Source organism: Curtobacterium sp. MCLR17_051 (assembly GCF_003234395.1).
GTDB classification, from domain to species: Bacteria; Actinomycetota; Actinomycetes; order Actinomycetales; family Microbacteriaceae; genus Curtobacterium; species Curtobacterium flaccumfaciens.
The window spans coordinates 38,090-60,191 of sequence record NZ_QKTA01000002.1 but is presented as its reverse complement, the minus strand read 5'-3'; the positions used below and the strand labels follow the sequence as shown (position 1 = coordinate 60,191).

The window sequence follows — 22,102 nt, the reverse complement described above, 5'->3', positions numbered from 1 at the left end:
TGATCAGCCTTCCGGGGTGAGGTCGACGTCCTCCGGCAGGCCGAAGGTGTGCCGGAGTGCGCTCTTCGCCGCGTGCCACCCGGCCATGCCGTGCACGCCGGGGCCGGGCGCGGAGGACTCGGAGCACAGGTACATGCCGCCGCCCATCCGCCACGGGTCGCTGGACAGGACGGGGCGCTTGACGAGCTGCCAGAAGCTCGCGGCACCGGCGGCGATGTCGCCACCGACGTAGTTCGGGTTGTACTCGCCCATCTGCACGGCGGTGCGGGAGCTCGACGACAGGATCGTGTCGCGGAACCCCGGCGCGAACCGCTCGATCTGGCGGGTGACGGCTTCGGTCGGGTCGACGTCCGACCCCGCGGGGACGTGCGCGTAGGCCCAGAAGACGTGCTTGCCCTTCGGGGCGCGGGTCGGGTCCACCACGGTCGGCTCCGCGCCGAGCACGTACGGGCGCTCGGCGTGCTGCCCGTGCGCCACCGCCCGTTCGGCCTCCGCGATCTCCTGGCGGGTCCCGCCGATGTGCACGGTCCCGGCCTTCCGCAGCGACTCGTTGGTCCACGGCACCGGGTCGGACAGCGCGAAGTCGACCTTCGCCGCCGCGTTGCCGAACCGGAAGCGCCGCAGTGCACCGTGCTTCGGGGTCGGGATCTGCTTGCCCGCGATCCGGAGCATGCCCGGCACGCTGGTGTCGAACAGCACCGCCTTCGCCGGGGTGAGGTCACCGAGCGACCGGACCTCCTGCCCGGTGACGATGCGGCCGCCGTGCGCGACGAGGTCCGCGGCGAGCGCGTCGACGATCGCCTGGCTGCCACCGATCGGCACCGGCCAGCCGCGGGCGTGCGCGTACGAGCCGAGCGACAGGGCAGCCGCCGCGGTGGACAGGGACGGCAGGTGCTGGATCGAGTGCGCGGCGACGCCGGACACCATCGCCGGGGCGGCCTCACCGCGGAAGCGCAGGTTCCACGCGGCGGTGCCCTGTTCGAGCGCCCGCAGGCCGAAGCGCAGGACCGTCAGCGGGTGCCGCGGCACGTGCAGCAGCGCGTCGGTCGCGAAGTCGGCGACCTGGTCGGCGTTCTCCGCCAGCGGGGCCATCAACTGCTTGAAGGCCGGCCCGTCCACCCCGAGCTCGGCGGCGGTGCGGTCGAGGTCCTGGTAGGCGATGCCGGCGCGGCCGCCGTCGAGCGGGTGGCCGTACTGCACCTCGGGCAGGCGGAGCTCGATGCGCTCCTCCATGCGGAACAGCCGGAAGAACTCGGACTGCAGGGCCATCGGGTGCACGGCGGAGCAGACGTCGTGCAGGAAGCCGGGCAGGGTGAGCTCGGCTGTCCGGGCGCCGCCGCCGATCGTGTCGTTCCGTTCGACGACCTCGACCGACAGTCCGGCGCGTGCGAGCGTCACCGCTGCCGCGAGCCCGTTCGGTCCCGCTCCGACGACCACCGCATCAACCATGCACCGAGCCTAGGGACTCGTGACTGCGTGTGGTGTCGGTCAGATCACCGAGGCGCCTGTCGACACCGCCACCCGCTTCCGAGCCAGGACGTCGTCGATGCGGTGCGCACCGGCGATGAACGCTGCTGCGTCGGGGTCGATCGTTCGATCATCGCGCCCCTCGTCGCACCCCTCGTCGCACCCCTCTGAGACAGCAATCGCCCCAGGAGTCCGGCGAGCCGAATGGTCCTGGGGCGTTACTCGATGAGCGTATCGAAGATGCCCCAGTATATCACGTACCGGTCAGGTGCGCGAGGTGTCGGGATCAGCCGGGTCCGACTCGTCCTGGTCACCGTCGGCGTCGTCGGGCTCGTCGGCGTCGACCGGGGTCGATCCGACGGGGTGCTCGGCGAGCAACTCGGCGAAGTCCTCGTCGAGCATCTGCTGCAGCCGGTCGTCGCGGCCGATCTCGTAGTCGTCCGCCGGGCGCTGTGCCCACCCGAGGCGTCCGACGACGGTGGTGCCGATGTCGTCCCAGGCGCGGGCCCGCGCGGCGAGCACGATGCCGTCGACGAAGTGCTGGTCGTCGCGCCGCTTGTCGAGCATGGTGGCGAGCTGCTCGTACGTGGCCTCGCGCATCCGGAGCTTCAGGTCGTCGCCCCGCCGGTAGTCGTGCTGGTGGCGGGAACGGCCCTTCTGCTTGCTCGAGGTGGAGCGGATCTCGCGCATCCGTGCGGCGTCGCCCCGCTCTTCCTCGGCCATGCGGTGGAGTTCCTCGCGAGTGGCCTCGGCGATGAGCGCGTGGTCGAAGTACCCCTGGTCACGCAGGGCGTTCGTGATGATGCGGTTGGCCACCGCGATGGTGACGGCGGCCTTCGCGATGAGGAAGCCCTCGTCGACCGCCCGCTTCAGTTCGACCTGGCTGATGGGTCGATCGCGCACGTCGTGGTTGCGTCGTCCGAACAAGGCCATGCTCCGACGATACCGGCGACCGGTGTCGGTCGGCCTGCACGAGGGAGTCGTTCGTCAGAGCAGCAGGCCGTACACCGCGACGTCGACACGATCGGGCCCGAGGGGCAGCGCGCCGCGCAGGGTGCCCTCGTGCACGAAGCCGAGCCGCTCGGCGAGCCCCCGGCTCCGCGCGTTGTCGACCGCCGTCCGGATCTCCATCCGTGCGGACCCGCGCGCCCGGGCGACCCCGATCAGCACGGTGGCGGCCCGCCGGACGACACCACGGCCCTCCTGTCCGGCGTCCACCCAGTAGCCGAGCGATGCCTGGCCCAGGTACGGGTCGAACGTCAGCGAGGCCACGCCGACGATGCGGTCGTCCGCCCGGATGACGCAGGGCAGCGCGCGGTCCATCGCGAACTGGCCGAGCAGCCGCTCGGTGTGCAGGGCGATGGCCTCGCGGGTCTGGGGGTCCCAGGCCCAGGGCTCAGCGGCCCGCAGACGATCGGTGTTGGCGTGCACGAGTGCGAGCACCGGGTCGACCGTCGTCAGGTCGCGCAGCGTCAGCGTGTAGCCGTCACCGAGGTCGCGTCCGAACGTCGTCACCGTCCAGACACTAGGCACCCCTGCCTGTCACTCGTACCGGAGCGCCTCGATCGGGTTCTGCCGTGCCGCTCGTCGTGCCGGCAGGGTGCCCGCCAGGAACGCGATGAACATCACGACGAGGATGATCGTGGCGACGGACCCCGGCGCGAACTGCATGATCTGCAGCCCCGGCAGGTCCTTGAGGAGCGTGCCGGCCAGGACGTTCGAGATCCCGGTGCCGAGCAGGATCGCGACCCCGGCACCGATGGCGCTGCCGAGGAACCCGATGAACACCGCCTCGAGCGAGAACAGCGTGTAGACCTTGCCGCCACCCATGCCCATCGCCTTCATCAGGCCGATCTCGCGGGTGCGCTCCTGCACGCTCATGAGCAGGGTGTTGATGATGCCGAAGCCGGCGGCGACGAGTGCGATCACGGCGAAGGCGTTCAGGACCCCGACGATGCCGCTGATCACGGTCTGGAACTGGCCGAGCTGGTCCTGGATGGTCTGGCCGAGGAACCCGTCGTCGGCCAGGGACTTCTTGACCGTGGTGACGGAGGCGTCGGCGTCGAGCGTCGCGGTGGCGCTGGCGTAGGACGTCGCGATCGAGTCGGGCTTGCCGATCTCCTGCGCGGCCTGCATGGCGTCGGTCAACGCGGCGTTCGCCCCCGCACCGCTGCCGAACAGCGACTCGTTCTGCACCCCGACGACGGTGGCGGTGAGCGTGTGCGCCTTGCCCTGGTAGTCGTCGACGGCGAACGTGAGCTCCTTGCCGACGGCGGCCGACGCGCTGCCGAGGCCCATGTTCTTCAGGTAGTCGGTCGGCAGCATCACCTGGTTGGCGTCGGTCTCGTCGTCGAGCTGCTTGCCGCTCGCCAGGTCGGCGTCGAGCTCGCCGGCGTTGGCGGTGAGCGACACGACGTACTTGCCCTGGTCGCCGTACTCGGCGTACTTCGGTGCGAGCGCGACCGCCGGACGGAGGTTCTTGATGCCGTCCGTCTTCTCGATCGCGTCGACGTCGGACTGCGACAGGTACGAGAACGACGCCGGGCCACGGTCGACGCTCTGACCGGAGGCCTCGGGGTCGTACTTCGCCGGGCCGCTGTCGGTCGAGGTGGATTCCACGGCCTTCGTGACGACCAGGGTGCCGTCGTCGCCGATCGAGGAGACCTGGCTGTCGATGTAGTTGCTGACGCCCGTGCCGATGGCCGAGGTGAGCGTGATCGTGAAGGCGCCGATGAAGATCGCGATGACGGTCAGGGTCGTGCGCAGCTTCGAGCGGAAGGTGTTCGAGACCGCGGTGCGCAGGAGGTCGAGGAAGTTCATGCGGAGTGCCTTCCGTGCGTGGCAGACGCGTCGACCGCGTCGTCGGGTCCGCCGACGATCAGGCCGTCGCGGACGTTCACGCTGCGGTCGCAGCGCGCGGCGAGCTCTTCGTCGTGCGTGACCACGACGAGCGTGATCCCCCGCTCGCGCTGCAGCCCGAACAGCATGTCCTCGACCACCTGCCCAGTGTTCGTGTCGAGGTTGCCGGTCGGCTCGTCGGCGAAGATCACGCTCGGCTCACCGACCAGCGCCCGGGCGATGACCACGCGCTGCTTCTGGCCGCCGGACAGGTCGTTGGCGTCGTTCTTCGCCTTGTCGGCCAGCCCGAGGGCGTCGAGCGCCGCCATGCCCCGGCGCTTGCGCTCGGCCCCGGAGACGCCGGCGATCTTGAGCGGGAGCACGACGTTGTCGAGCACCGAGGTCTTCGGCGTCAGGAAGAACTGCTGGAACACGAACCCGAAGGTGCTGTTCCGGGTGCGGTTGACCTGGCGGGCACCGAGCGTCGCCGCGTCGGTGCCGTCGAGCAGCACCTGTCCGGCCGACGGCTTGTCGAGCAGTGCGAGCAGGTGCATCAGCGTCGACTTGCCGGAGCCGGACTTACCGACGATCGCCAGGCTCTCGCCCTGGTGCACCGCCAGCGACACCCCCTTGAGCGCGTCGAACCGCGTCGCGCCGCGGCCGTAGGTCCTGGCGAGGTCACGGGCCTCGAGCACGGGAGTGGTCATGGGTTCACCGTAGTGTCCGATGCACGACTGCAAGTTTGCGTTTGCTGTAGATCATGTGACGTTCCGGTTACAGTCGGGCCATGCCCGACTCCGCGACGCCGTCAGAACTCGGTCTCCGTGACCGCAAGCGCATCGAGACCCGCAACCGCATCGCCGAGGCGGCTCGGTCCCTGGCCCTCGAGCAGGGCGTCGACGGCACCACGATCGAGCAGATCGCAGCACGGGCCGACGTCTCCCCGCGGACGTTCTTCAACTACTTCGAGAGCAAGGAGGACGCGGTCCTCGGGCACACCGAGCTCGACCTCGAACCCGCCACCCTCGAGGCGCACCTGGCCGCCGTCGCGGGGGAGCCGGCGGCGCAGGCCGTCGTGGACCTGGCGTTCCTGGTGTTCGGGTCGTCGTTCGGCGACGAGCACGAGCGGCTCGAGCGCAAGGCCGTCATCGTGCGGTTCCCGCAGCTGATGCGTCGGCAGGTCGCGCGGATGACCACGGTCGCCGAGGCGATGACCGGCGCGGTGCGCACGATCCTCGAACGCGACCCGGCCTGGGGGCCGGAGGCGGCGACCCCGCAGGCGGCGGAGATGCTGCTCGGCATGTGCATGACGGGCCTCCGCAGTGCCGCTCGGCACGAGGGCTCCGACCCGGAGCAGGTCCGGGCGGCGGTGGTCGCGTCGATCCGCGACACGGCTGCGCGCATCGCCGCGGCCTGAGACGCGACCACGAACGGACGGGAGGCGTGGTGCCAGCTGGCACCACGCCTCCCGTCCGTCGGTGGGTGCGTCGAGAACGGTCAGGGCTTCGTGATGAAGCCCTCCTTGACCATCCAGTCGAAGGCGACGTCGGCCGGCTCACGCCCCTCGACGTCGACCTGACGGTTGAGTTCCTGCAGCACCGCGTCCGTGAGCTTCGGCGAGATCTGGTCGTAGATCCCCTCGAGCTGCGGGTACTCCTTGAGCGTCTTCGAGTCGATGACGGGCGCGACGTTGTACGCGGGGAAGAAGCCCTTGTCGTCCTCGAGCACCGTGAGCCCGAGCGACTTGATGCGGCCGTCGGTGGTGAAGACCTCACCGAAGTTGCACTTGCCGCGGTCGGTGGCCGTGTAGACCGTGCCGGTGTCGAGGATGCTGACGTTGCTGCTGGGCACCCCGTTCGACCCCGAACCGCCGAGCTCCAGACCGTACTTCTTGAGCATCGGCTTGAAGCCGTCGGCGCGGGAGTTGAACTCCGACTCCACGCAGAACGTGCGCTGGTCGACCGGCAGCTTCGTGATGTCGGAGAGCGTCTTGACGTCCCCGAGCTCCTTCACCGCCTCGTTGCGGACGGCGAACGCGTAGGTGTTGTTCATCGGCGCCGGCTCGAGCCAGGTCAGTCCGTTGCCGGCGTCCTCCTTCTTCACCGCCGTCCACTGCTCGGTCTTGTCCGGGATCCCCTTGGTGTGGCCCATGAAGGTCAGCCACGCGGTGCCGGTGTACTCGTACGTGAAGTCGGCCGCGTGCGAGGTCATCAGCTCACGGACCGCGACGCTGCCGGGCACGTTCGTCTCGTCGGTGACGTCGAACCCCGCGGCCTTGGCGGCGAGCACGGCGATCTTGCCGAGCACGAGCTGCTCGGTGAAGTTCTTCGACGTCACGGTGATGTGGGCGCCGGCCGGCAGGTCGTCGATGCGCTGGATGGAGCCGGCGCCGGCCTCGGGCACGAACGAGGTGGCGGGCTGCAGGCCGCACCCGGTCAGGACGAGGGCGGTGGCACCGGCGACGAACGCGGCGGCTCCGACCCGGGTGCGGGTGCTGCGGGTGCGGCGGGTCATCGGAGTCCCTTCGGTCGTGCGACCGTCTCGACCACGCGGCCGAGCCAGTCGATGGAGAGGGCGAGCAGGGCGACGAGCAGGGCCCCCGAGACGAGCACCTTCGGCAGGAACAGCGTCACGCCCGTCGTGATGAGCAGACCGAGTCCGCCCGCACCGACGAAGGTCGCCAGGCTCGCCGTGCCGACGAGCAGCACGAGGGCGGTCCGGATGCCCGAGAGCATCACGGGCACCGCGAGCGGCAGTTCGACGCGCATCAGCACGCTGAAGGCGCTCATCCCCATGCCGCGACCGGCCTCGACCAGGCGGTCGTCGACGCTCTGCACGCCGATCATGGTGTTCCGGAGCACCGGCAGGATCGCGTAGAGCACGAGCGCGATGACGGCGGACGAGCTGTTCAGGCCGAGCCAGGCGGCGAGCAGCACGATGAGGCCGACGGCGGGGGCCGCCTGCCCGAAGTTCGCGACGGCGAGCACGTACGGGCTCGCCCGGCGCAGCGGCCCGCGGGTGAGCACGACGCCCAGCGGGATGCCGATCACGAGCACCAGGACCGTCGACTGCAGGGTCAGCACGAGGTGCTGACCGGTCAGGGCCAGGATGTCCGCCGGGTTGAGCGTCGTGCGCTCCGTCGGGGTCAGGTCCGCCGTCGCGAGCCACACCGCGAAGCCGGCCAGGACGACCAGGATCGCGATCGGCTGGAACAGCAGGCCCTTCCACGAGGTGCTCGCACCGGTGGCGGGGCCGGCAGCGGCGACTGCGCTCACAGGTCTTCTCCGGTGGGCATGGCCGACACCGGTGACGACGGCATGGTCTCGATCGGGTTCGTGTTCGTGCCGACGGGCGTGTAGGCCTGGTCGCCTGCGGCGGTCGCGCGGGAGCGGGTGATCGCCTCCATCACGGTCTCGACGGTGATCACGCCGCGGAACGCGTCACGACGACCGGTGACGAGCGCGGCGCCGGCGCTCGAGACGAGCATGGTGTCGAGCGCGTCGTTGAGGGTCGCGGCCTCGCCCACGACGGGCAGGCCGGGCTCGACGCCGTCGGGGATGCGTTCGAGACGCTCGAGCTGGCGGCGCGACGGCCACCCGATCGGGCGCTGGCGGTGGTCGACGACGACGGCGTGCTGGTGCCCGCCGGCCTCGTTCATCCGCTGCAGCACGGCCTTGACCTCTTCGCCGGGCGAGCAGGTCACGGCCGACTCGACCTCGACGTCGCGCACGCGGTTCAGCGTGAGCTGCTTCAGGCCCGCGCCGGAGCCGATGAAGTTCTCGACGAACTCGTTCGCCGGCTCGGCCAGGATCCGTTCCGGGGTGTCGTACTGCACGATGTGCGCACCCTCGGTGAAGATGACGATCCAGTCGCCGAGCTTCACGGCTTCGTCGAAGTCGTGCGTGACGATGACGATCGTCTTGTGCAGTTCCTCCTGGATGCGCAGCAGCTCGTCCTGCAGGCGCTGGCGGGTGATCGGGTCGACCGCACCGAACGGCTCGTCCATGAGCAAGACGGGCGGATCCGCCGCGAGCGCACGGGCCACGCCGACGCGCTGCTGCTGGCCACCGGAGAGTTCGCGGGGGAACCGGTCGCGGTAGGTGTCGGGGTCGAGCGAGACCAGGTCGAGCAGCTCGTCGACCCGCGCCGCGATCTTCTCCTTCGACCAGCCGAGCATCTTCGGCACGATCGCGATGTTCGCCGCGACGGTCATGTGCGGGAAGAGCCCGCCGGCCTGGATCACGTAGCCCATGCGGCGACGGAGCTCGTCGCCGTCGATGCCCGTGACGTCGTCGTCGCCGACGACGATCCGGCCCTGCGTGGGCTCGATCAGGCGGTTGATCATCTTGAGGGTCGTCGTCTTGCCGCAGCCGGACGGGCCGACGAGCATGACGATCTTGCCGGCCGGGATCTCGAGCGTGATGCCGTCGACGGCGGGCTTCGACTGCCCGGGGTACCGCTTGGTGACCTCGTCGAGCAGGATGCTGCGCCCGGTGACGTCCCCGTCGGGCGCGGTGGTGGTGGCGGAGTCAGTGCTGGACACGGATACCTCTCGAGATGGTCAGGCGGCCGAGGCCGATGAGGAGCAGGTCGAGGACCAGGGCGAGCAGGACGACGCCGACCACCCCGACCACGACGGAGAACAGGGCGTTGGCGCCGCCGAGGCGGGACAGCCCGGAGAAGATGAAGCCGCCGAGCCCGGGGCCGAGCGCGTACGCGGCGATGGCGGCGATGCCCATCACCATCTGCGCAGCCACGCGGACACCGCTCAGGATGATCGGCCACGCCATCGGCAGCTCGACCTGCAGCAGGGTGCGGAACCGGCTCATGCCGATGCCGCGCGCCGACTCGACGACGGCAGGCGGGATCTCGGCGAGACCGACGACCGCGTTGCGCAGGATCGGCAGCGCGGCGAAGAAGACGACCGTCACGACCGACGGCAGGACGCCGAAGCCGAGCGGGACGATGAGCAGGCCGATGACGGCGAACGACGGCAGGGTGAGGCCGATGGCCGACACCCCGTTCGCGAACGCGGTCAGGCGCGGGCTGCGGTAGACGAGTGTGGCGAGCACCACGGCGATGACCGTGGCGAGGACGACGCACTGGACGACCAGTGAGAAGTGCTGCCACGATGCGAACCAGATCTGGTTCCATCGCTCCACGACGTACTGGAACACGGGTGGGCGCTCCCCTTCCGGTCGGCTGAACTGCCCACAGATCGGGGCACGAGCTCGGCCAAAGCTACGCAGCAGCTGGACCGGTTGTACAACGCAACCCCACCGAGACGACGGTTTCCCTTGCGGTTGCGAGGAGAATAACCCCAGGTCAGGTGTGGTTCACCACGCCGAGCCTGGGAGAACGGTAACGATCGGTCTGCCTGCTCGGCTATGCGCCGAGGCCGCGCAACCCCGCTCGCTCAGCGATGTCGACGAGCTGCTCACGCCACCGGACCCATTCCTCCGGGGACTTGTCGGCCAGGTTGCCGTCGCCGTCGCCTGCCAGGCCGTCGAGCATCTCGCGCACGATGTCGGCGTGACCCGCGTGCCGGGCGGTCTCGTACGCCATGTGCACCAGGATCCGGTGCAGCGTGACCTCCCGGTGCCCCTCCGGCCACCACGGCACGGTCCCGGTGGCGGTGAGGTCGAGCGCCTCGATCGTGGCGTCGGCGTGGGCGGCACTCCGGTGGTGGAAGGCCACGATGTCGGCCATGGTCTCGTCGAGCGAGGCGTACATGTCCTCGCCGTCCTCCGACTCGAGCCAGGCGGGCTGGTCCGGCAACGGCCGCCCGAACACCTCGCCGAAGTAGCCGGCCTGCACCCCGGCGACGTGCTTCACCAGCCCGAGGACGTTCGTGCCCGTGGGCGTCACCGGCCAGCGGGCCTGCCGCTCCGCGAGCCCGTCGAGCTTGGCCAGCAGGGCCGCACGGTGCTTCTGCAGGTACCGGTGCAGCGTCCGCTTCACCGCGGCGTCGGCGGCAGCGGCGTCCGCGCCGTCCGCCGCCGCCGCACCGGCGGGGTCCCGCGTGGCCCCTTCGTCCGACAGCAGGGCGTTGCCGCTCGCGGCCAGGGTGCTGGTGCTCGCGGGGTGCACCTCGGGGACCGCTTCGACGTCGCTCATGCCCCCGATCGTGCCACCCGGAGCTCCTGCAGGCGCGTCGACTCCTGCACGGCGACCCGTTCAGCCGTCAGCAGCAGGCCGGCGACCTCGGTGCCGGTGCGTGCCGGGGCGTCGTTCCAGCTCGTCAGGTCCCGTACCCGCCCCATCCGGATGTCCGGCGCGGGGCACCACAGCACGGGCTCGCCCTCGTCGCGGGCGAGGGCGTGCCACACGACGTCGAGCGCGTGCTGCACCCGGGGAGCGTGCACCGCGTGCGGCCCGCCGGCGGCGGACACGACCGCGCCGACCAGGCAGGCACCGACGAGCGGCCGGCCCTGCACGTCCATCGCGGCGGCGCTGGAGGCCTTGCGCTCGCGGCCGTGCTCGTCGAGGTAGGCGAACCAGGCGTGCTGGACCCACCCGCGTTCGACGACGGCGCGGGCGTCGGAGAGCAGGTGGACGAGTTCCCCGAGTTCGCGCACCCGGTCGTCGACCCGTCGCGCGCGGGCGGCGGCGCGGCGGTCCGAGATCCGGTCGAGCAGGCCACGGAGACCGCGTCGCTCGGGTCGGACGGGGGCGGGGGAGGCGTCGGTGGCGACGTCGTGCTGGACGCGGAGCTCGAGGGTCATGGCGGCCCCTCCGATCGGCTGTGCACGGATGGTGCGGTCACGATAGCCCCGTGGGGACTCAGTCGTCCAGCACCGCGTCGATGCTCCGTCGCGCGACGCTCCGGAAGGCGCGTTCGTCGGCGGTCGCCAGCGCGGACGCGAGCGCGACCACCCACCCACGTGCGCGCAGCCAGGTGGCATCCGAGGCCGCGACGCGCGCCCGGAACGCGGAACGCCCCGGCCGGTCCAGCGTCAGCCAGGCGGTCGCGAGGTCGACGGCGGGGTCGCCCGCGGTGACGTCCCCGAAGTCGACCACGGCCGACAGGCGGTCGACTCCGTCCGACGAGTCGACGAGCAGGTTGAAGGGGTGCAGGTCGCCGTGCACCCAGACGGGAGGCCCGGCGTGCGCGGGCACGGCCGCTGCGGTCCGCCACAGCGTGGCCAGCTCTCCGGCCCGGTGCACGCCGTGCTCGTCGAGTCGCGCCAGCACGGCGTCGCTCCGCGACGCGAGCGGCACCGCACGGAACGGGTTCGCCGGGGCGTCGGCCGGGGCCGGGACGTGCAGGAGCCCGACGAACGCGGCGAGCGCCTCGGCGACGGGGACCCCGGCCGCACGTTCACCGATCGCCGTGCCGGACAGCCACGGCACGATGCTCCACGACCACGGGTAGCCGAGGGCGGGGCGTCCGGTGCGCACCGGGGCAGGCACCGGGACGACCGATCCGACCCGGGCGGCGATGTCCGGCAACCAGCGCTGTTCGTGTTCGACGAGCCGTGCGGCCAGCTCCCGACGGGGGACCCGGACGGCCAGGTCGTCGCCCAGACGCAGCACGACGTTGTCCCAGCCGTTCGCGACGACCTCGAGCGGGAGGCCGGCCAGGTCGGGGTGCTGGTCGCGCAGCAGGGACCGGACGAGCGGGACGTCGACGTCGACCTCGGCAGCGGGTGTGGGCACCGCGTCAGGCTAGTGGGCCGCCGGACACATGCCCGCGAACTGGGGCCGGTGGCACGACCCCCTTCTCGGTAGTCTCAGAGGTGAGGTGACGTGGGTGTTTCCCTGGGGGGACCCGCGTCACTCCGGAGCGATGAGCGCGACGAGCCGCGGGATCTCCGGACGCAGCCGTTCGGTGACGAACGCGTCCAGCAGGACCGTCCAGAGTTCCCGCAGGCCCGCGAACAGGTCGGCCCGGCGGGTCATCACGTCCGAGACGGTCTGCACGCCGGTGTAGGCGCGGACGACGACCCGGCCGACCAGGTCCGGGTCCCACCGCGGGTCGAGCTCGCCCACCTCGACGGCCTGCCGCGCGAACCCGGCGACCACCGTGGTCCAGTCGGTGTACGGGTCCTGCCGGGCGACGTCGCTCGCGGCCACGTCGGTCGACAGCCGCACCCCGGCGCTCACGACGACCTCGGACGTCATCTGGACCGCGAGCCCCTGGCACAGCCACATGATCGACTCGAGCGGGGTGGTGCCCCGGGCCACCGCGGCCTCGCCGTACCGGCGGGAGATCGCGTGCTGTTCGGCCACGACGGCCCCGGCCATGTCGGCCTTCGACGTGAAGTGGAAGTACAGCGCACCCTTGGTCATCCCGATGCGTTCGGCGATGCCGTCCATCGAGGCACCGACGTACCCGCGTTCGTCGAACTCCGCGGCCGCGCCCTCGATGATCGCCGTGCGGGTCGCGAGCGACCGCTGCTGCCGGGTCGGTCGGTCCTGCGCCATGGGGTCCGATCGTAGTCAGCGCTCGCTGCCGCCGGGGTGCACTGGCCGCATTCGGCAGGCGTTCGGCCGGGTGCCCTACGGTCGGTCGCCATGGACGGATGGCGGAACCCTGCGCGCTGGGCACGGACGGGTCGGTGGCTGCTGCTGCCGATCGCGGTGCTGGACTGGGTCGCGCTCGCGCCGCAGACCATCGTGGTGCTCGCGTTCCTGATCGCCGTCGTCGGGCTCGCCGGCATGGGTGCGGCCCTCGTGGTGCACATGCTCCGTCGGTCCCGTGGGGCGATGGCCGGCCTCGGCGTTGTGATGCTGCTCGGCGGGCTCGTCGTGTTCGGCCTCGACCCGTTCCCGGGCTCGTTCCCGCTCATCCAGTCGTGGTGGCCGGAGTCGATCACGCAGCCGCAGCACGTCGGCAGCGCGTACTGGCAGCTCGCCGGCCTGGGCATCGAGCTGGCTGGCTTCGCCCTGCTCGCGACCCTGCTCGTGGTCTCGCTGACCGGGACCCCGCGCCCACGGCAGGACCGCTTCCGCTCCTGATCTGCTGCGGGCGGCGGTCCGCACCCCGGGCGGCGCCTGGGCGGCGGATCCCACTCAGTGCCGCGTGAGCACCACCAGCGTGACGTCGACCACGGCATCCGTGGGGACCGCCGTGCGCACCCGTTCGACCACGGTGGCCCCGTCCGGAGCCGAGCGCACCAGCGCGGCGAGGTCGTCCAGGTGCCGGAGCCCCTCCAGCGACAGGACGCCCTGGGTGCAGATCGCCAGCCGGTCCCCGGGTTCCAGGTCGAGCGCGCCGGGCGACCGGGGGATCGACTCCGGTTGCAGCCCGAGCGGCAGGTCGAGCGGGTGCAGGACGCGAGCCGGACCGTCGGCGGGGACGAGCACGGCGAGGCCGTGGCCGGCGTCGCCGAAGTCGACGTGACCCGACGTCGGGTCGAGCCGCAGGTGGAAGAGCGAGCCGACGGCGTCCGCAGCCGACAGGTCGGCGGTGACCTGCGCCTCCAGGCCGACGATCGCGTCCGACATGGCCGAGCCGGTCCGTGCCGCCACGGCACCGCGGACCGCCGCGGCGAGCAGGCCCGACGCCGGGCCGGCCGCGCTCACCCGGCCGACGGTGACGTGCAGGGCACCGTCCGGTGCGACGCGCCAGTCGGCGACGTCACCCCCGCCGTCGTCGTGCTGGGCCACCAGGACGTCGAGGTCGTACCCCGGCACCGCGACCGGGTCCGGCACCAGGCCGTCGAGCACCCGACGGACCCGCCCGCGGTCGATGGCGACGCCGAGCTCACGCTCCGCCCACCGGGCCAGGTCACCCAGCAGGGCGACGTCGTCCGGCGAGAACGTGCGCGGAACAGCGTCCATCAGGCACAGCGTGCCCACCCGGGTGCCGTCGACCATGGTCAACGGTGCGCCCGCGTAGAACCGGATGCCGTGCTCGGCCACCGCCGCCGTATGCGCGAACCGGGCGTCGAGCGACGCGTCCGGGATCACCATCGGTTCGCGGGTGAGCACCGTCGACGCGCAGAACTGCTCGCTGGCGGGGACACTCGACCCCTGGTGCCAGCCGAAGGTCGACTGCGTGGTGACGAGGTCGTGGTGGACGAGGTTGAGGAAGGTCAACGGGACGTCGAACGCCTCGTGGGCCATGCGGGTGATGCGGTCGAAGCGCTCCTCGGGTCCTGATCCCAAGATGGCGAGCGCCTCGATCACCGCGGTGCGCCTGTGCGCACCGTCGAGATGGTTGGTCACCCGGCCTGTCTACCCCCATCGTCCGTCAGGAACCAGTCCCGTGGGTGGGGGTCAGCCGTCAGCTCGCGGCGCTCGGACACCGGGGCGGCCCAGGCGGCGGCGTTCGACAGCACACGCTGGATGTCCGGGTGGTGGTAGACGGGGTACTCCTGGTCGCCGGGCGAGAAGTAGAAGACCTTGCCGAGCCCCCGGCGGTACGCGACGCCGGAGCGGAAGACCTCGCCGCCCGCGAAGGTCGACAGGAACACCTCTTCGTCGGGGCGCGGGATGTCGAAGTACTCGCCGTACATCTCCTGCCGGTCGATGACGATCGGGTGCGGCACCCCGGCGGCGATCGGGTGCTCGGGCGCGACGGTCCAGACGAGTTCACGCTCGCCGTCGTTCCGCCACTTCAGCGAGCAGGTCGTGCCCATCAGGCGCTTGAACGGCTTGGAGTAGTGGCCGGAGTGCAGCACGACCAGGCCCATGCCGGCGTGCACGGCGTCGACGACCAGGTCGACGACGGCGTCGCTGACCTCGTCGTGGGCGGCGTGGCCCCACCAGAACAGCACGTCCGTGGTGGCCAGTCGTTCGGCGGTGATGCCGTGGTCGGGTTCCTGCAGGGTGGCGGTGGAGACGTCGGCCCCGGGCTGCAGCTGCCGGAGCGCCTGGGCGATCACGGCGTGCATGCCGTCGGGGTAGTGCCCGATGACCGTCGCGTCACCGCGGGTCTCGTGCACGTTCTCGTTCCAGACGACGATGTTCAGGGGACGTTTCTCGGTCGACGGCGACATGGGACCCACGCTACCCGTGATCGCTTTGCGCAGGTCCTGGCGTTTTCTGATCGTTTGGCCTACCTTCAGATCACAATCGCGCAGGCGACGGTGCCAGGGGGTGCCGGTCACCGCCCGCGCCGAGGACAGGGGCTCGTCCGATGCAGCACCGCACCATCACCACCGTCGCACTCGCGGCGGTGCTCGCACTCGCCGTACCGACCACCGCGTGGGCATCACCCACCGGTCACCACTCGAAACGAACCGCGACCACCTCGACCGTGACCTACACGGCGAGCGACGCGGTCATCCCGAACCCCTCGCGCGGGTTCGACCACACCACCGAGACGCACTACCGCGCCGACGGCACCGGGTACACGCCGCTCGACGCCGCGACGCTCCGGGGCTACCGGGCCGAGGGCGTCACGCAGGTCGTCCGGGTGTTCTACATGGAGGCGTTCGTCCAGCAGCGGCAACTCAGTCCGGCCTGGCTCGCGCTCGTGCAGCACGACTACGACACCGCGCGCGCAGCCGGCGTGGGTGTGATCACCCGGTTCGCGTACGTCCAGGGTGGCTCGTACCCGTACTCGGCGCCCTACGGTGACGCCGACCTGCCGACCGTGCTCGCGCACATCGAGCAGCTCACCCCGACGCTCCGCCGGAACGCCGACGTCATCCCGACCCTGCAGGGGGGATTCATCGGGCTCTGGGGCGAGGGCTACTACACCGACCACTTCGCGAGCGACCCGGCGAACCCGGGTGTGCTGACCGAGGCCGACAAGGACGCCCGACGACAGGTCCTGCAGGCCGAACTCGCCGCCCTGCCCTCCAGCCGCTCGGTCCAGGTCCGCACGATGCAGATGAAGCAGGACGCACTCCGCACGCCGTCCGGCACGGCCGGGGCGCTCACCCCGGAGCAGGCACACGACGGATCGGCAGCGTCGCGCATCGGGCACCACAACGACTGCTTCCTCGCCTCGCCGGACGACTTCGGCACGTTCCTGAGCAACCCGCTGTCGCTCGACCAGGACTACCTGGCGGCGGAGTCGCGGTACGTCCCCGTCGGTGGTGAGACCTGCGCCGTGAACGCGCCGCGGACCGACTACCCGTCCGCCTCGGCCGAGATGGCGAAGTACCACTACAGCTACCTCAACCTCGACTACAACAAGGACGTCCTGACGACCTGGCGCGCGGACGGCATGACCGACGCCGCGAAGAAGCTCGGCTACCGCTTCACGATGACGTCGAGCACCGCCACCTCGGGCGCGAAGCCGTCGGTGGCGGTGTCGATCCGGAACGACGGCTGGGCGGCGCCGTACAACAGCCGCCCGGTGCAGCTCGTCCTGACCGACGGCGATCGCCGGGTGACCGTGCCCGTGGCCGCCGACGCGTCGTCCTGGCAGCCGGGACGGACCGTGACCGTCCGGGCGTCGCTGGCCGACGTGCCGAACGGGCACTGGAGCGTCGCACTCGCCCTGCCCGCGCCGGAGGCCTCGGTGGCGGCGAACCCGGCCTTCGCGATCCAGACGGCGAACACCGGCACGTGGGACGCGAGCGCGGGTGTGAACCGCCTCGGGCAGACGGTGGTCGTGCGGCACTGAGCGGACCTGCAGCGCGCCCCGGGTCGGACGATCCGGGGCGTTCTGCTGTCTGTCAACCGGGTCCGCCACGATTGGCGGCATGACTCCGCGCTCCCTGTTCCGCGCCGCCGCGGTCGCCGAACTCGTGACCTGGACCCTGCTCATCCTCGGGATGGTGCTCAAGTACGGCCTGGACGCCGGCGACTGGGGCGTCCGCATCGGGGGTGGGGTGCACGGCTTCGTGTTCCTGGCGTACCTGGTGGTCACGACGGTCGTGGCGGTGAACCAGCGGTGGTCGTTCGGGGCGCTCGTGCTCGGCTGGGCCAGTGCCGTCGTGCCGTACGCCACGGTGCCGTTCGAGGTCGCGGTCGCCCGCCGCGGCATGCTCGAGGGCTCCTGGCGCCGCTCGCCGGACGCCCACTCGGGCTTCTGGGACCGTCTGCTGTTCTTCGTGGTGCGTCGGCCCGCCGTGGCCGCGGGCATCGGGGTCGTGGCCGTCGCCCTGGTCTTCACCGGGCTGCTCGCCGCCGGCCCGCCCGTGCCGTCCCGCGGCTGACGCGACGAGCGCCCCCGTCACTTCGTGAGCAGCGGTGGTCGGGTTCGTGGTGCGGACGCGACCACGGACGGACGCATGACCGCGCTCGTCTTGGCGTCGTCGGGGCGGTAGTAGCCGCCGATGTCGGCCGGGTGACCCTGCACCGAGACGAGCTCGTCGACGATGGTGTGCTCCTGCTCACCGAGCTTCGCCGCGAGGTCCGCGAACGACGCCGCGAGCTCGGTGTCCTGGGTCTGCGCCGCGAGCTCCTCGGCCCAGTACTTCGCCAGGTAGAAGTGGCTGCCGCGGTTGTCGATCGAGCCGAGCTTCCGACCCGGGGACTTGTCCTGCTCCAGGAACGTCCCGGTGGCACGGTCGAGGGTCTCGCCCAGGATCTTCGCCCGCTCGTTGCCCGTCACACCGGCGAGGTGCTCGAGGCTGACCGCCAGCGCGAGGAACTCGCCCAGGCTGTCCCAGCGCAGGTAGTTCTGCTGCACGAGCTGCTGCACGTGCTTCGGGGCGGAACCACCGGCACCGGTCTCGAACAGGCCGCCACCGCCCAGCAGCGGGACGACGGAGAGCATCTTCGCCGAGGTGCCGAGCTCCATGATCGGGAACAGGTCGGTCAGGTAGTCGCGCAGGACGTTGCCGGTGACCGAGATGGTGTCCTCGCCGCGGCGGATGCGCTCGAGCGAGAAGCGCATGGCGTCCTCGGGCGCGAGGATCTCGATCTGCAGGCCGTCGGTGTCGTGCTCGCCGAGGTACTCGCGGACGAGCCCGATCAGGTTTGCGTCGTGCGCACGGGTCTCGTCGAGCCAGAACACGGCCGGCGTCGCGGAGGCACGGGCGCGGGTGACGGCGAGCTTCACCCAGTCGCGGATGGCGACGTCCTTGGTCTGGCAGGCACGCCAGATGTCACCGGGCTCGACGTCGTGCTCGATGACGACGTCGCCCGAGGCGGTCGTGACACGGACCACACCGGCACCGGGGAGCTCGAAGGTCTTGTCGTGCGAGCCGTACTCCTCGGCCTTCTGCGCCATCAGGCCGACGTTGGGCACGGAACCCATCGTCGACGGGTCGAAGGCGCCGTGGGCGCGGCAGTCGTCGAGCACGGCCTGGTAGATGCCGGCGTAGCTCGAGTCGGGGATGACGGCGAGGGTGTCGTGCTCGTCGCCGTCCGGGCCCCACATGTGCCCCGAGGTGCGGATCATCGCGGGCATCGACGCGTCGACGATGACGTCGCTCGGCACGTGCAGGTTCGTGATGCCCTTGTCCGAGTCGACCATGGCGAGCTCGGGGCCGTCGGCGATGCCCTGCTTGAAGGCACGCTCGATCTCGGCGCCGTTCGGCAGCGCAGCGAGGCCGGCGAGGATCGAGCCGAGACCGTCGTTCGGGGTCAGGCCCGCGGCGGCGAGGTCGGCGCCGTAGCGCTCGAACACCGACGGGAAGAACGCCTTGATGACGTGCCCGAAGATGATCGGGTCCGAGATCTTCATCATCGTGGCCTTGAGGTGCACGGAGAACAGGATGTCCTCGGCGGCGGCGCGCTCGATCTGCTTGCGCAGGAACGACTCGAGTGCGGCCACGTGCAGCACGGTGCCGTCCACGACCTCGCCCTGCAGGACGGGGATCGACTGCTTGAGGACCTGCTCGCTGCCGTCCTCGGCCACGAAGGTGATCGTCAGGACGTCGTCGGCGGGGGCGATCCAGGACTTCTCGTTCGAGCGGAAGTCGTCGACGCCCATGGTGGTGACGTTCGTCTTCGAGTCACGCGACCAGGCGCCCATGCGGTGCGGGTGCTTGCGGGCGTAGTTCTTGACGGACAGGGGTGCGCGGCGGTCGGAGTTGCCCTCGCGCAGCACCGGGTTGACGGCGCTGCCCTGGACACGGCCGTAGCGGGCGCGGACGTCGCGCTGCTCGTCGGTCGTGGCCTCGTCCGGGTAGTCGGGCAGGTCGTAGCCCTGCGCCTGCAGTTCCTTGATCGCGACCTTGAGCTGGGGGATCGACGCCGAGATGTTCGGCAGCTTGATGATGTTCGCCTCGGGGGTCTTCGCCAGGTCGCCGAGTTCGGCGAGGGCGTCGTCCAGGCGCTGCTCGTCGGTGAGCCGCTCCGGGAACTGGGCGATGATCCGGCCGGCGAGCGAGATGTCGCGGGTCTCGACGTCGACACCCGCGGTGCCGGCGAAGGCCTGGATGACCGGGAGGAAGGAGTGGGTGGCGAGGAACGGCGCCTCGTCCGTGAGGGTGTAGATGATCTTGGCCATGCTGGCGGGTACTCCCTTGTTCGACCGTCGGTACGTCCACGGTACTCGTGGCGCAGGATGTCTCGACATCAAGATACATGGCCCCCGCTTCCGCGCGGCAGATGCTCGGCCGACACCCTGGAGGCGCACTGTCGACACATAGGAACGGTGCGTGGACTGGTCTTCCGCAGCACCAGAGCGAGGGAGAGCGCGCATGACCACCACACGGCAGACCCCGGACGACTTCGGCTGGAGGGCGGAGGACCTGCGGTCCGCCTACGCCTCGGACGGCAGCGGGCCCTACCGGTACGCGCCGGACGGCTCCGGCCCGTTCTCGTACGACCCCGACGGCTCCGGTCCCTGGCTCGTCGGCCCCGAACCCCGACGGAGCACGAAGCGGTTCGCACCGCGTCAGCGTGGCAGCCGGTCGCGCTTGCGGCGGATCGGGACGGCCTGCACCGCCGGAGCGCTGGCACTCGTGCTCGCCGTCGGCAGTGTCTCCGTCGTCGCGCACGCCGCTCCTCCGCACCCGTCGGTGCAGGCGAGCGCCGCGCAGGGCTCGGGACCCGACGGAGCCTGAGCCTCAGTCGCCGATCGAGACGCGGAACACCCGGACGCCGGCGGCACGGAGCCCGGCGAGCCCGAGCCGCATGCGCAGGGGCCGGAAGGGCCGACGGAACCCGGAGGACGCCGACGCGGCATCGATCTGGTGCAGGACCTCGGACGTCAGGGTGCGCTCGAGCTTCGGCGCCAGGCGGGTCACCCCGGACACCGTGACGACGATGCGGACGGCGTGCGGCGCGAGCATCGGTGCGATGAGCTCGGCAGCCGCCTGCGCCCGGTGGAACGCGGGGTCGTCACCGGGGCGACGGATCGCGATGACGGCCAACGCCGCGTCCCACGTCTCCTCGGGGTCCGGCAGGTCGTCGACCCCGATGATCCGCATCCGCGCAGCGTCGATCCCGGCGCGCACGGCCGCGGCCCGGAGCACGGGGAGGAGTTCCTGGGTACCGGCCAGCACGACGTCGGCCGACGCCAGGTCGACCGTTCCGTACCGCTCACGCGGCGATCGGGCCATGGTGCGGGTCCTTCCGTCGCTTTCCCCTGACCGTACCGATGCGGAGGGCCCGGGGGACGCTTCCGCCCGTGGTGATCAGGCGCCTCCCAGCGCACTCGGTAACGAAAAGATCACGAAAGGGCCTGTACAAAGCGACAGAGTCGTGCAGAATGGTGGGCGGCCATGACGACTGCACCCGAACTCGACCAGCACCCGGAGACCCCGGTGGTGCACCTGTCCCGTCGCGCCGCCCTCCAGGCCGAGCGCGCAGCGGCCCGCGGACCGCAGCGTCGCAGCAAGACGGCGCCGGTCGCGAAGGCCGCCAAGCCCGAGAAGCCGGCCAAGGCAGCGAAGGTCGCCAAGCCGACGAAGGCCGCGAAGCCGGCCAAGGCACCGAAGGCCGCGAAGATCGCCAAGCCCGTGCAGGCCGTGGTCCTCGCGACAGTGTCCTCGGCCACCGAGCCGGCCGGCCGCCGCTCCGCAGCCGCACGCGCCACCACCGAGCACGTCGACGACCGCATCCAGCGCGTCGTCCGTCGCCCCGCACCCAGGGTGACCCGCGTCGCCAGCGCACCCCGGGCCTCCCGGTCGGCCCGCGCCGGACGCATCACGCTCACCAGCGCCGCCGCCGCCATCGCGATGTTCGCCGCCTCGGCGATGCCCGCCCACGCGAGCGCCGGCACCTCGATGGCCACCTCGACCATCGCTCCGGTCGTGCGCACCCAGGACTACGCAGTGACCCAGGCGGTCACGGCCGCCGGGTTCGACCGTGACGGGTTCACCGTCGGCGGCGGCTCGACCGTCACCACGAAGACCGCTGGTTCCGCCGACACCGCGGCGACCGCGGGTGGCGCCGTCTCGTTCGGCGGCGCGGTCCGCTCGCCGTTCCCCGGCCCGGTGCAGATGAGCTCCGGCTTCGGGTACCGCTCGGCACCGTGCGGGGCGTGCTCGTCGCTGCACCAGGGCCTCGACTTCACCCCGGGCATGGGCACGCCGATCGGTGCCGTCGCCGCGGGCAAGGTCCGGGTCTCGGGCACCTACTTCTCGTACGGCAACGCGGTCATCATCGACCACGTGGTCGACGGCCGTCAGGTCTCCACGCTCTACGGCCACATGATCCCCGGCTCCTCGCCGCTCAAGGTCGGCGACACCGTCGCTGCCGGGCAGTTCATCGGGCTCGTCGGGTCCTCCGGCGTCTCGACGGGTGCGCACCTGCACCTCGAGGTCCTGATGGACGGCGTCACGCCGATCGACCCGAAGGCGTGGCTCGAAGCCCGCATCGGTCGCTCGCTCACCCTGTAGCGACCGCGCCCCGCAGCGACCGCTCCCCGTCGCGACGCGGGATCCACAGCCGCTGTCGAGCGGCGGCACGGTGATGTCCCAGTCGGCCTGTGCAGACTCACAGGCATGGACGATCCCCACAGACCGCCCGCCCGTCGTCGATCCGAGGCGGCTGC

The 22,102-nt window shown here is 71.3% G+C and carries 23 protein-coding genes; 6 read left to right on the top strand and 17 right to left on the bottom strand.

Features of this window, described 5'->3' with window-relative positions:
- Nucleotides 1-3 precede the first annotated feature (3 nt).
- The 5 genes from DEJ06_RS03300 to DEJ06_RS03280 form a co-directional block, all read right to left on the bottom strand.
- Nucleotides 4-1,449, bottom strand: a complete 1,446-nt coding sequence (locus tag DEJ06_RS03300) for an NAD(P)/FAD-dependent oxidoreductase (RefSeq protein WP_111038416.1) — start codon at nt 1,447-1,449, stop codon at nt 4-6.
- 282 nt (nt 1,450-1,731) lie between these two features.
- Complete coding sequence (locus DEJ06_RS03295; RefSeq protein WP_111032176.1) at nt 1,732-2,400, bottom strand: hypothetical protein; 669 nt, start codon at nt 2,398-2,400, stop codon at nt 1,732-1,734.
- 54 nt (nt 2,401-2,454) lie between these two features.
- Entirely contained in the window at nt 2,455-2,982 is a 528-nt protein-coding gene (locus tag DEJ06_RS03290; protein WP_181436704.1) for a GNAT family N-acetyltransferase, read from the bottom strand.
- Nucleotides 2,983-3,009: 27 nt separating this feature from the next.
- Entirely contained in the window at nt 3,010-4,287 is a 1,278-nt protein-coding gene (locus DEJ06_RS03285) for an ABC transporter permease (RefSeq protein ID WP_111038414.1), read from the bottom strand.
- Nucleotides 4,284-5,012, bottom strand: coding sequence for an ABC transporter ATP-binding protein (locus DEJ06_RS03280; RefSeq protein ID WP_031260145.1), 729 nt, complete (start codon nt 5,010-5,012; stop codon nt 4,284-4,286). The genes DEJ06_RS03285 and DEJ06_RS03280 overlap by 4 nt, the downstream gene beginning before the upstream one ends.
- Before the next feature lie 80 nt (nt 5,013-5,092).
- Here DEJ06_RS03280 and DEJ06_RS03275 point away from each other — a divergent pair, with 80 nt between their 5' ends.
- Nucleotides 5,093-5,722 (top strand): TetR/AcrR family transcriptional regulator, encoded by a 630-nt coding sequence (locus tag DEJ06_RS03275; RefSeq protein ID WP_111038413.1) that lies wholly within the window; start codon nt 5,093-5,095, stop codon nt 5,720-5,722.
- Nucleotides 5,723-5,802: 80 nt separating this feature from the next.
- On the opposite strand, the gene DEJ06_RS03270 is transcribed toward DEJ06_RS03275, so the two are convergent.
- The 8 genes from DEJ06_RS03270 to DEJ06_RS03235 form a co-directional block, all read right to left on the bottom strand.
- Entirely contained in the window at nt 5,803-6,819 is a 1,017-nt protein-coding gene (locus DEJ06_RS03270; protein ID WP_111038412.1) for a glycine betaine ABC transporter substrate-binding protein, read from the bottom strand.
- Nucleotides 6,816-7,580: an ABC transporter permease gene (locus tag DEJ06_RS03265; RefSeq protein WP_111038411.1), complete on the bottom strand. Its 765-nt coding sequence runs from the start codon at nt 7,578-7,580 to the stop codon at nt 6,816-6,818. Before DEJ06_RS03265 ends, DEJ06_RS03270 begins: the two co-directional genes overlap by 4 nt.
- Entirely contained in the window at nt 7,577-8,848 is a 1,272-nt protein-coding gene (locus tag DEJ06_RS03260) for an ATP-binding cassette domain-containing protein (RefSeq protein WP_071406247.1), read from the bottom strand. The genes DEJ06_RS03265 and DEJ06_RS03260 overlap by 4 nt, the downstream gene beginning before the upstream one ends.
- Nucleotides 8,835-9,482, bottom strand: coding sequence for an ABC transporter permease (locus DEJ06_RS03255; RefSeq protein ID WP_071245638.1), 648 nt, complete (start codon nt 9,480-9,482; stop codon nt 8,835-8,837). Before DEJ06_RS03255 ends, DEJ06_RS03260 begins: the two co-directional genes overlap by 14 nt.
- A gap of 208 nt (nt 9,483-9,690) precedes the next feature.
- Nucleotides 9,691-10,422: a DinB family protein gene (locus DEJ06_RS03250; RefSeq protein ID WP_111038410.1), complete on the bottom strand. Its 732-nt coding sequence runs from the start codon at nt 10,420-10,422 to the stop codon at nt 9,691-9,693.
- Nucleotides 10,419-11,030, bottom strand: coding sequence for a hypothetical protein (locus DEJ06_RS03245; RefSeq protein WP_111038409.1), 612 nt, complete (start codon nt 11,028-11,030; stop codon nt 10,419-10,421). Before DEJ06_RS03245 ends, DEJ06_RS03250 begins: the two co-directional genes overlap by 4 nt.
- Nucleotides 11,031-11,088: 58 nt before the next feature.
- Nucleotides 11,089-11,964: an aminoglycoside phosphotransferase family protein gene (locus DEJ06_RS03240; RefSeq protein ID WP_111038408.1), complete on the bottom strand. Its 876-nt coding sequence runs from the start codon at nt 11,962-11,964 to the stop codon at nt 11,089-11,091.
- Nucleotides 11,965-12,081: 117 nt separating this feature from the next.
- Nucleotides 12,082-12,732 carry a ScbR family autoregulator-binding transcription factor gene (locus DEJ06_RS03235; RefSeq protein WP_111023391.1) on the bottom strand — a complete coding sequence of 217 codons (651 nt, stop codon included), beginning with the start codon at nt 12,730-12,732 and terminating at the stop codon, nt 12,082-12,084.
- A gap of 90 nt (nt 12,733-12,822) precedes the next feature.
- Between DEJ06_RS03235 and DEJ06_RS03230 the strand changes: the two genes are divergently transcribed.
- Nucleotides 12,823-13,266 (top strand): disulfide bond formation protein B, encoded by a 444-nt coding sequence (locus DEJ06_RS03230; RefSeq protein ID WP_111028891.1) that lies wholly within the window; start codon nt 12,823-12,825, stop codon nt 13,264-13,266.
- 54 nt (nt 13,267-13,320) lie between these two features.
- On the opposite strand, the gene DEJ06_RS03225 is transcribed toward DEJ06_RS03230, so the two are convergent.
- Both DEJ06_RS03225 and DEJ06_RS03220 read right to left on the bottom strand, forming a co-directional pair.
- The gene (locus DEJ06_RS03225) at nt 13,321-14,478 is read right to left on the bottom strand and encodes a GAF domain-containing protein (protein WP_111038407.1); all 1,158 of its coding nucleotides are present in this window, start codon (nt 14,476-14,478) and stop codon (nt 13,321-13,323) included.
- Nucleotides 14,475-15,251, bottom strand: a complete 777-nt coding sequence (locus DEJ06_RS03220) for a ThuA domain-containing protein (protein WP_258372379.1) — start codon at nt 15,249-15,251, stop codon at nt 14,475-14,477. The genes DEJ06_RS03225 and DEJ06_RS03220 overlap by 4 nt, the downstream gene beginning before the upstream one ends.
- Before the next feature lie 140 nt (nt 15,252-15,391).
- On the opposite strand from DEJ06_RS03220, the gene DEJ06_RS03215 reads away from it, so the two are divergent.
- Nucleotides 15,392-16,831, top strand: coding sequence for a DUF4832 domain-containing protein (locus DEJ06_RS03215; RefSeq protein WP_111038406.1), 1,440 nt, complete (start codon nt 15,392-15,394; stop codon nt 16,829-16,831).
- A gap of 79 nt (nt 16,832-16,910) precedes the next feature.
- Nucleotides 16,911-17,366 carry a DUF3817 domain-containing protein gene (locus tag DEJ06_RS03210; protein WP_035809287.1) on the top strand — a complete coding sequence of 152 codons (456 nt, stop codon included), beginning with the start codon at nt 16,911-16,913 and terminating at the stop codon, nt 17,364-17,366.
- A gap of 17 nt (nt 17,367-17,383) precedes the next feature.
- Here DEJ06_RS03210 and DEJ06_RS03205 read toward each other — a convergent pair whose 3' ends face one another.
- Nucleotides 17,384-19,609, bottom strand: a complete 2,226-nt coding sequence (locus tag DEJ06_RS03205; RefSeq protein ID WP_111038405.1) for an NADP-dependent isocitrate dehydrogenase — start codon at nt 19,607-19,609, stop codon at nt 17,384-17,386.
- A gap of 193 nt (nt 19,610-19,802) precedes the next feature.
- On the opposite strand from DEJ06_RS03205, the gene DEJ06_RS03200 reads away from it, so the two are divergent.
- Nucleotides 19,803-20,168, top strand: coding sequence for a hypothetical protein (locus DEJ06_RS03200; protein WP_111038404.1), 366 nt, complete (start codon nt 19,803-19,805; stop codon nt 20,166-20,168).
- Nucleotides 20,169-20,171: 3 nt separating this feature from the next.
- On the opposite strand, the gene DEJ06_RS03195 is transcribed toward DEJ06_RS03200, so the two are convergent.
- The gene (locus tag DEJ06_RS03195; protein WP_111038403.1) at nt 20,172-20,666 is read right to left on the bottom strand and encodes a hypothetical protein; all 495 of its coding nucleotides are present in this window, start codon (nt 20,664-20,666) and stop codon (nt 20,172-20,174) included.
- Nucleotides 20,667-20,828: 162 nt separating this feature from the next.
- On the opposite strand from DEJ06_RS03195, the gene DEJ06_RS03190 reads away from it, so the two are divergent.
- Nucleotides 20,829-21,947: a M23 family metallopeptidase gene (locus tag DEJ06_RS03190; RefSeq protein WP_111038402.1), complete on the top strand. Its 1,119-nt coding sequence runs from the start codon at nt 20,829-20,831 to the stop codon at nt 21,945-21,947.
- The last annotated feature ends 155 nt before the right edge of the window (nt 21,948-22,102 follow it).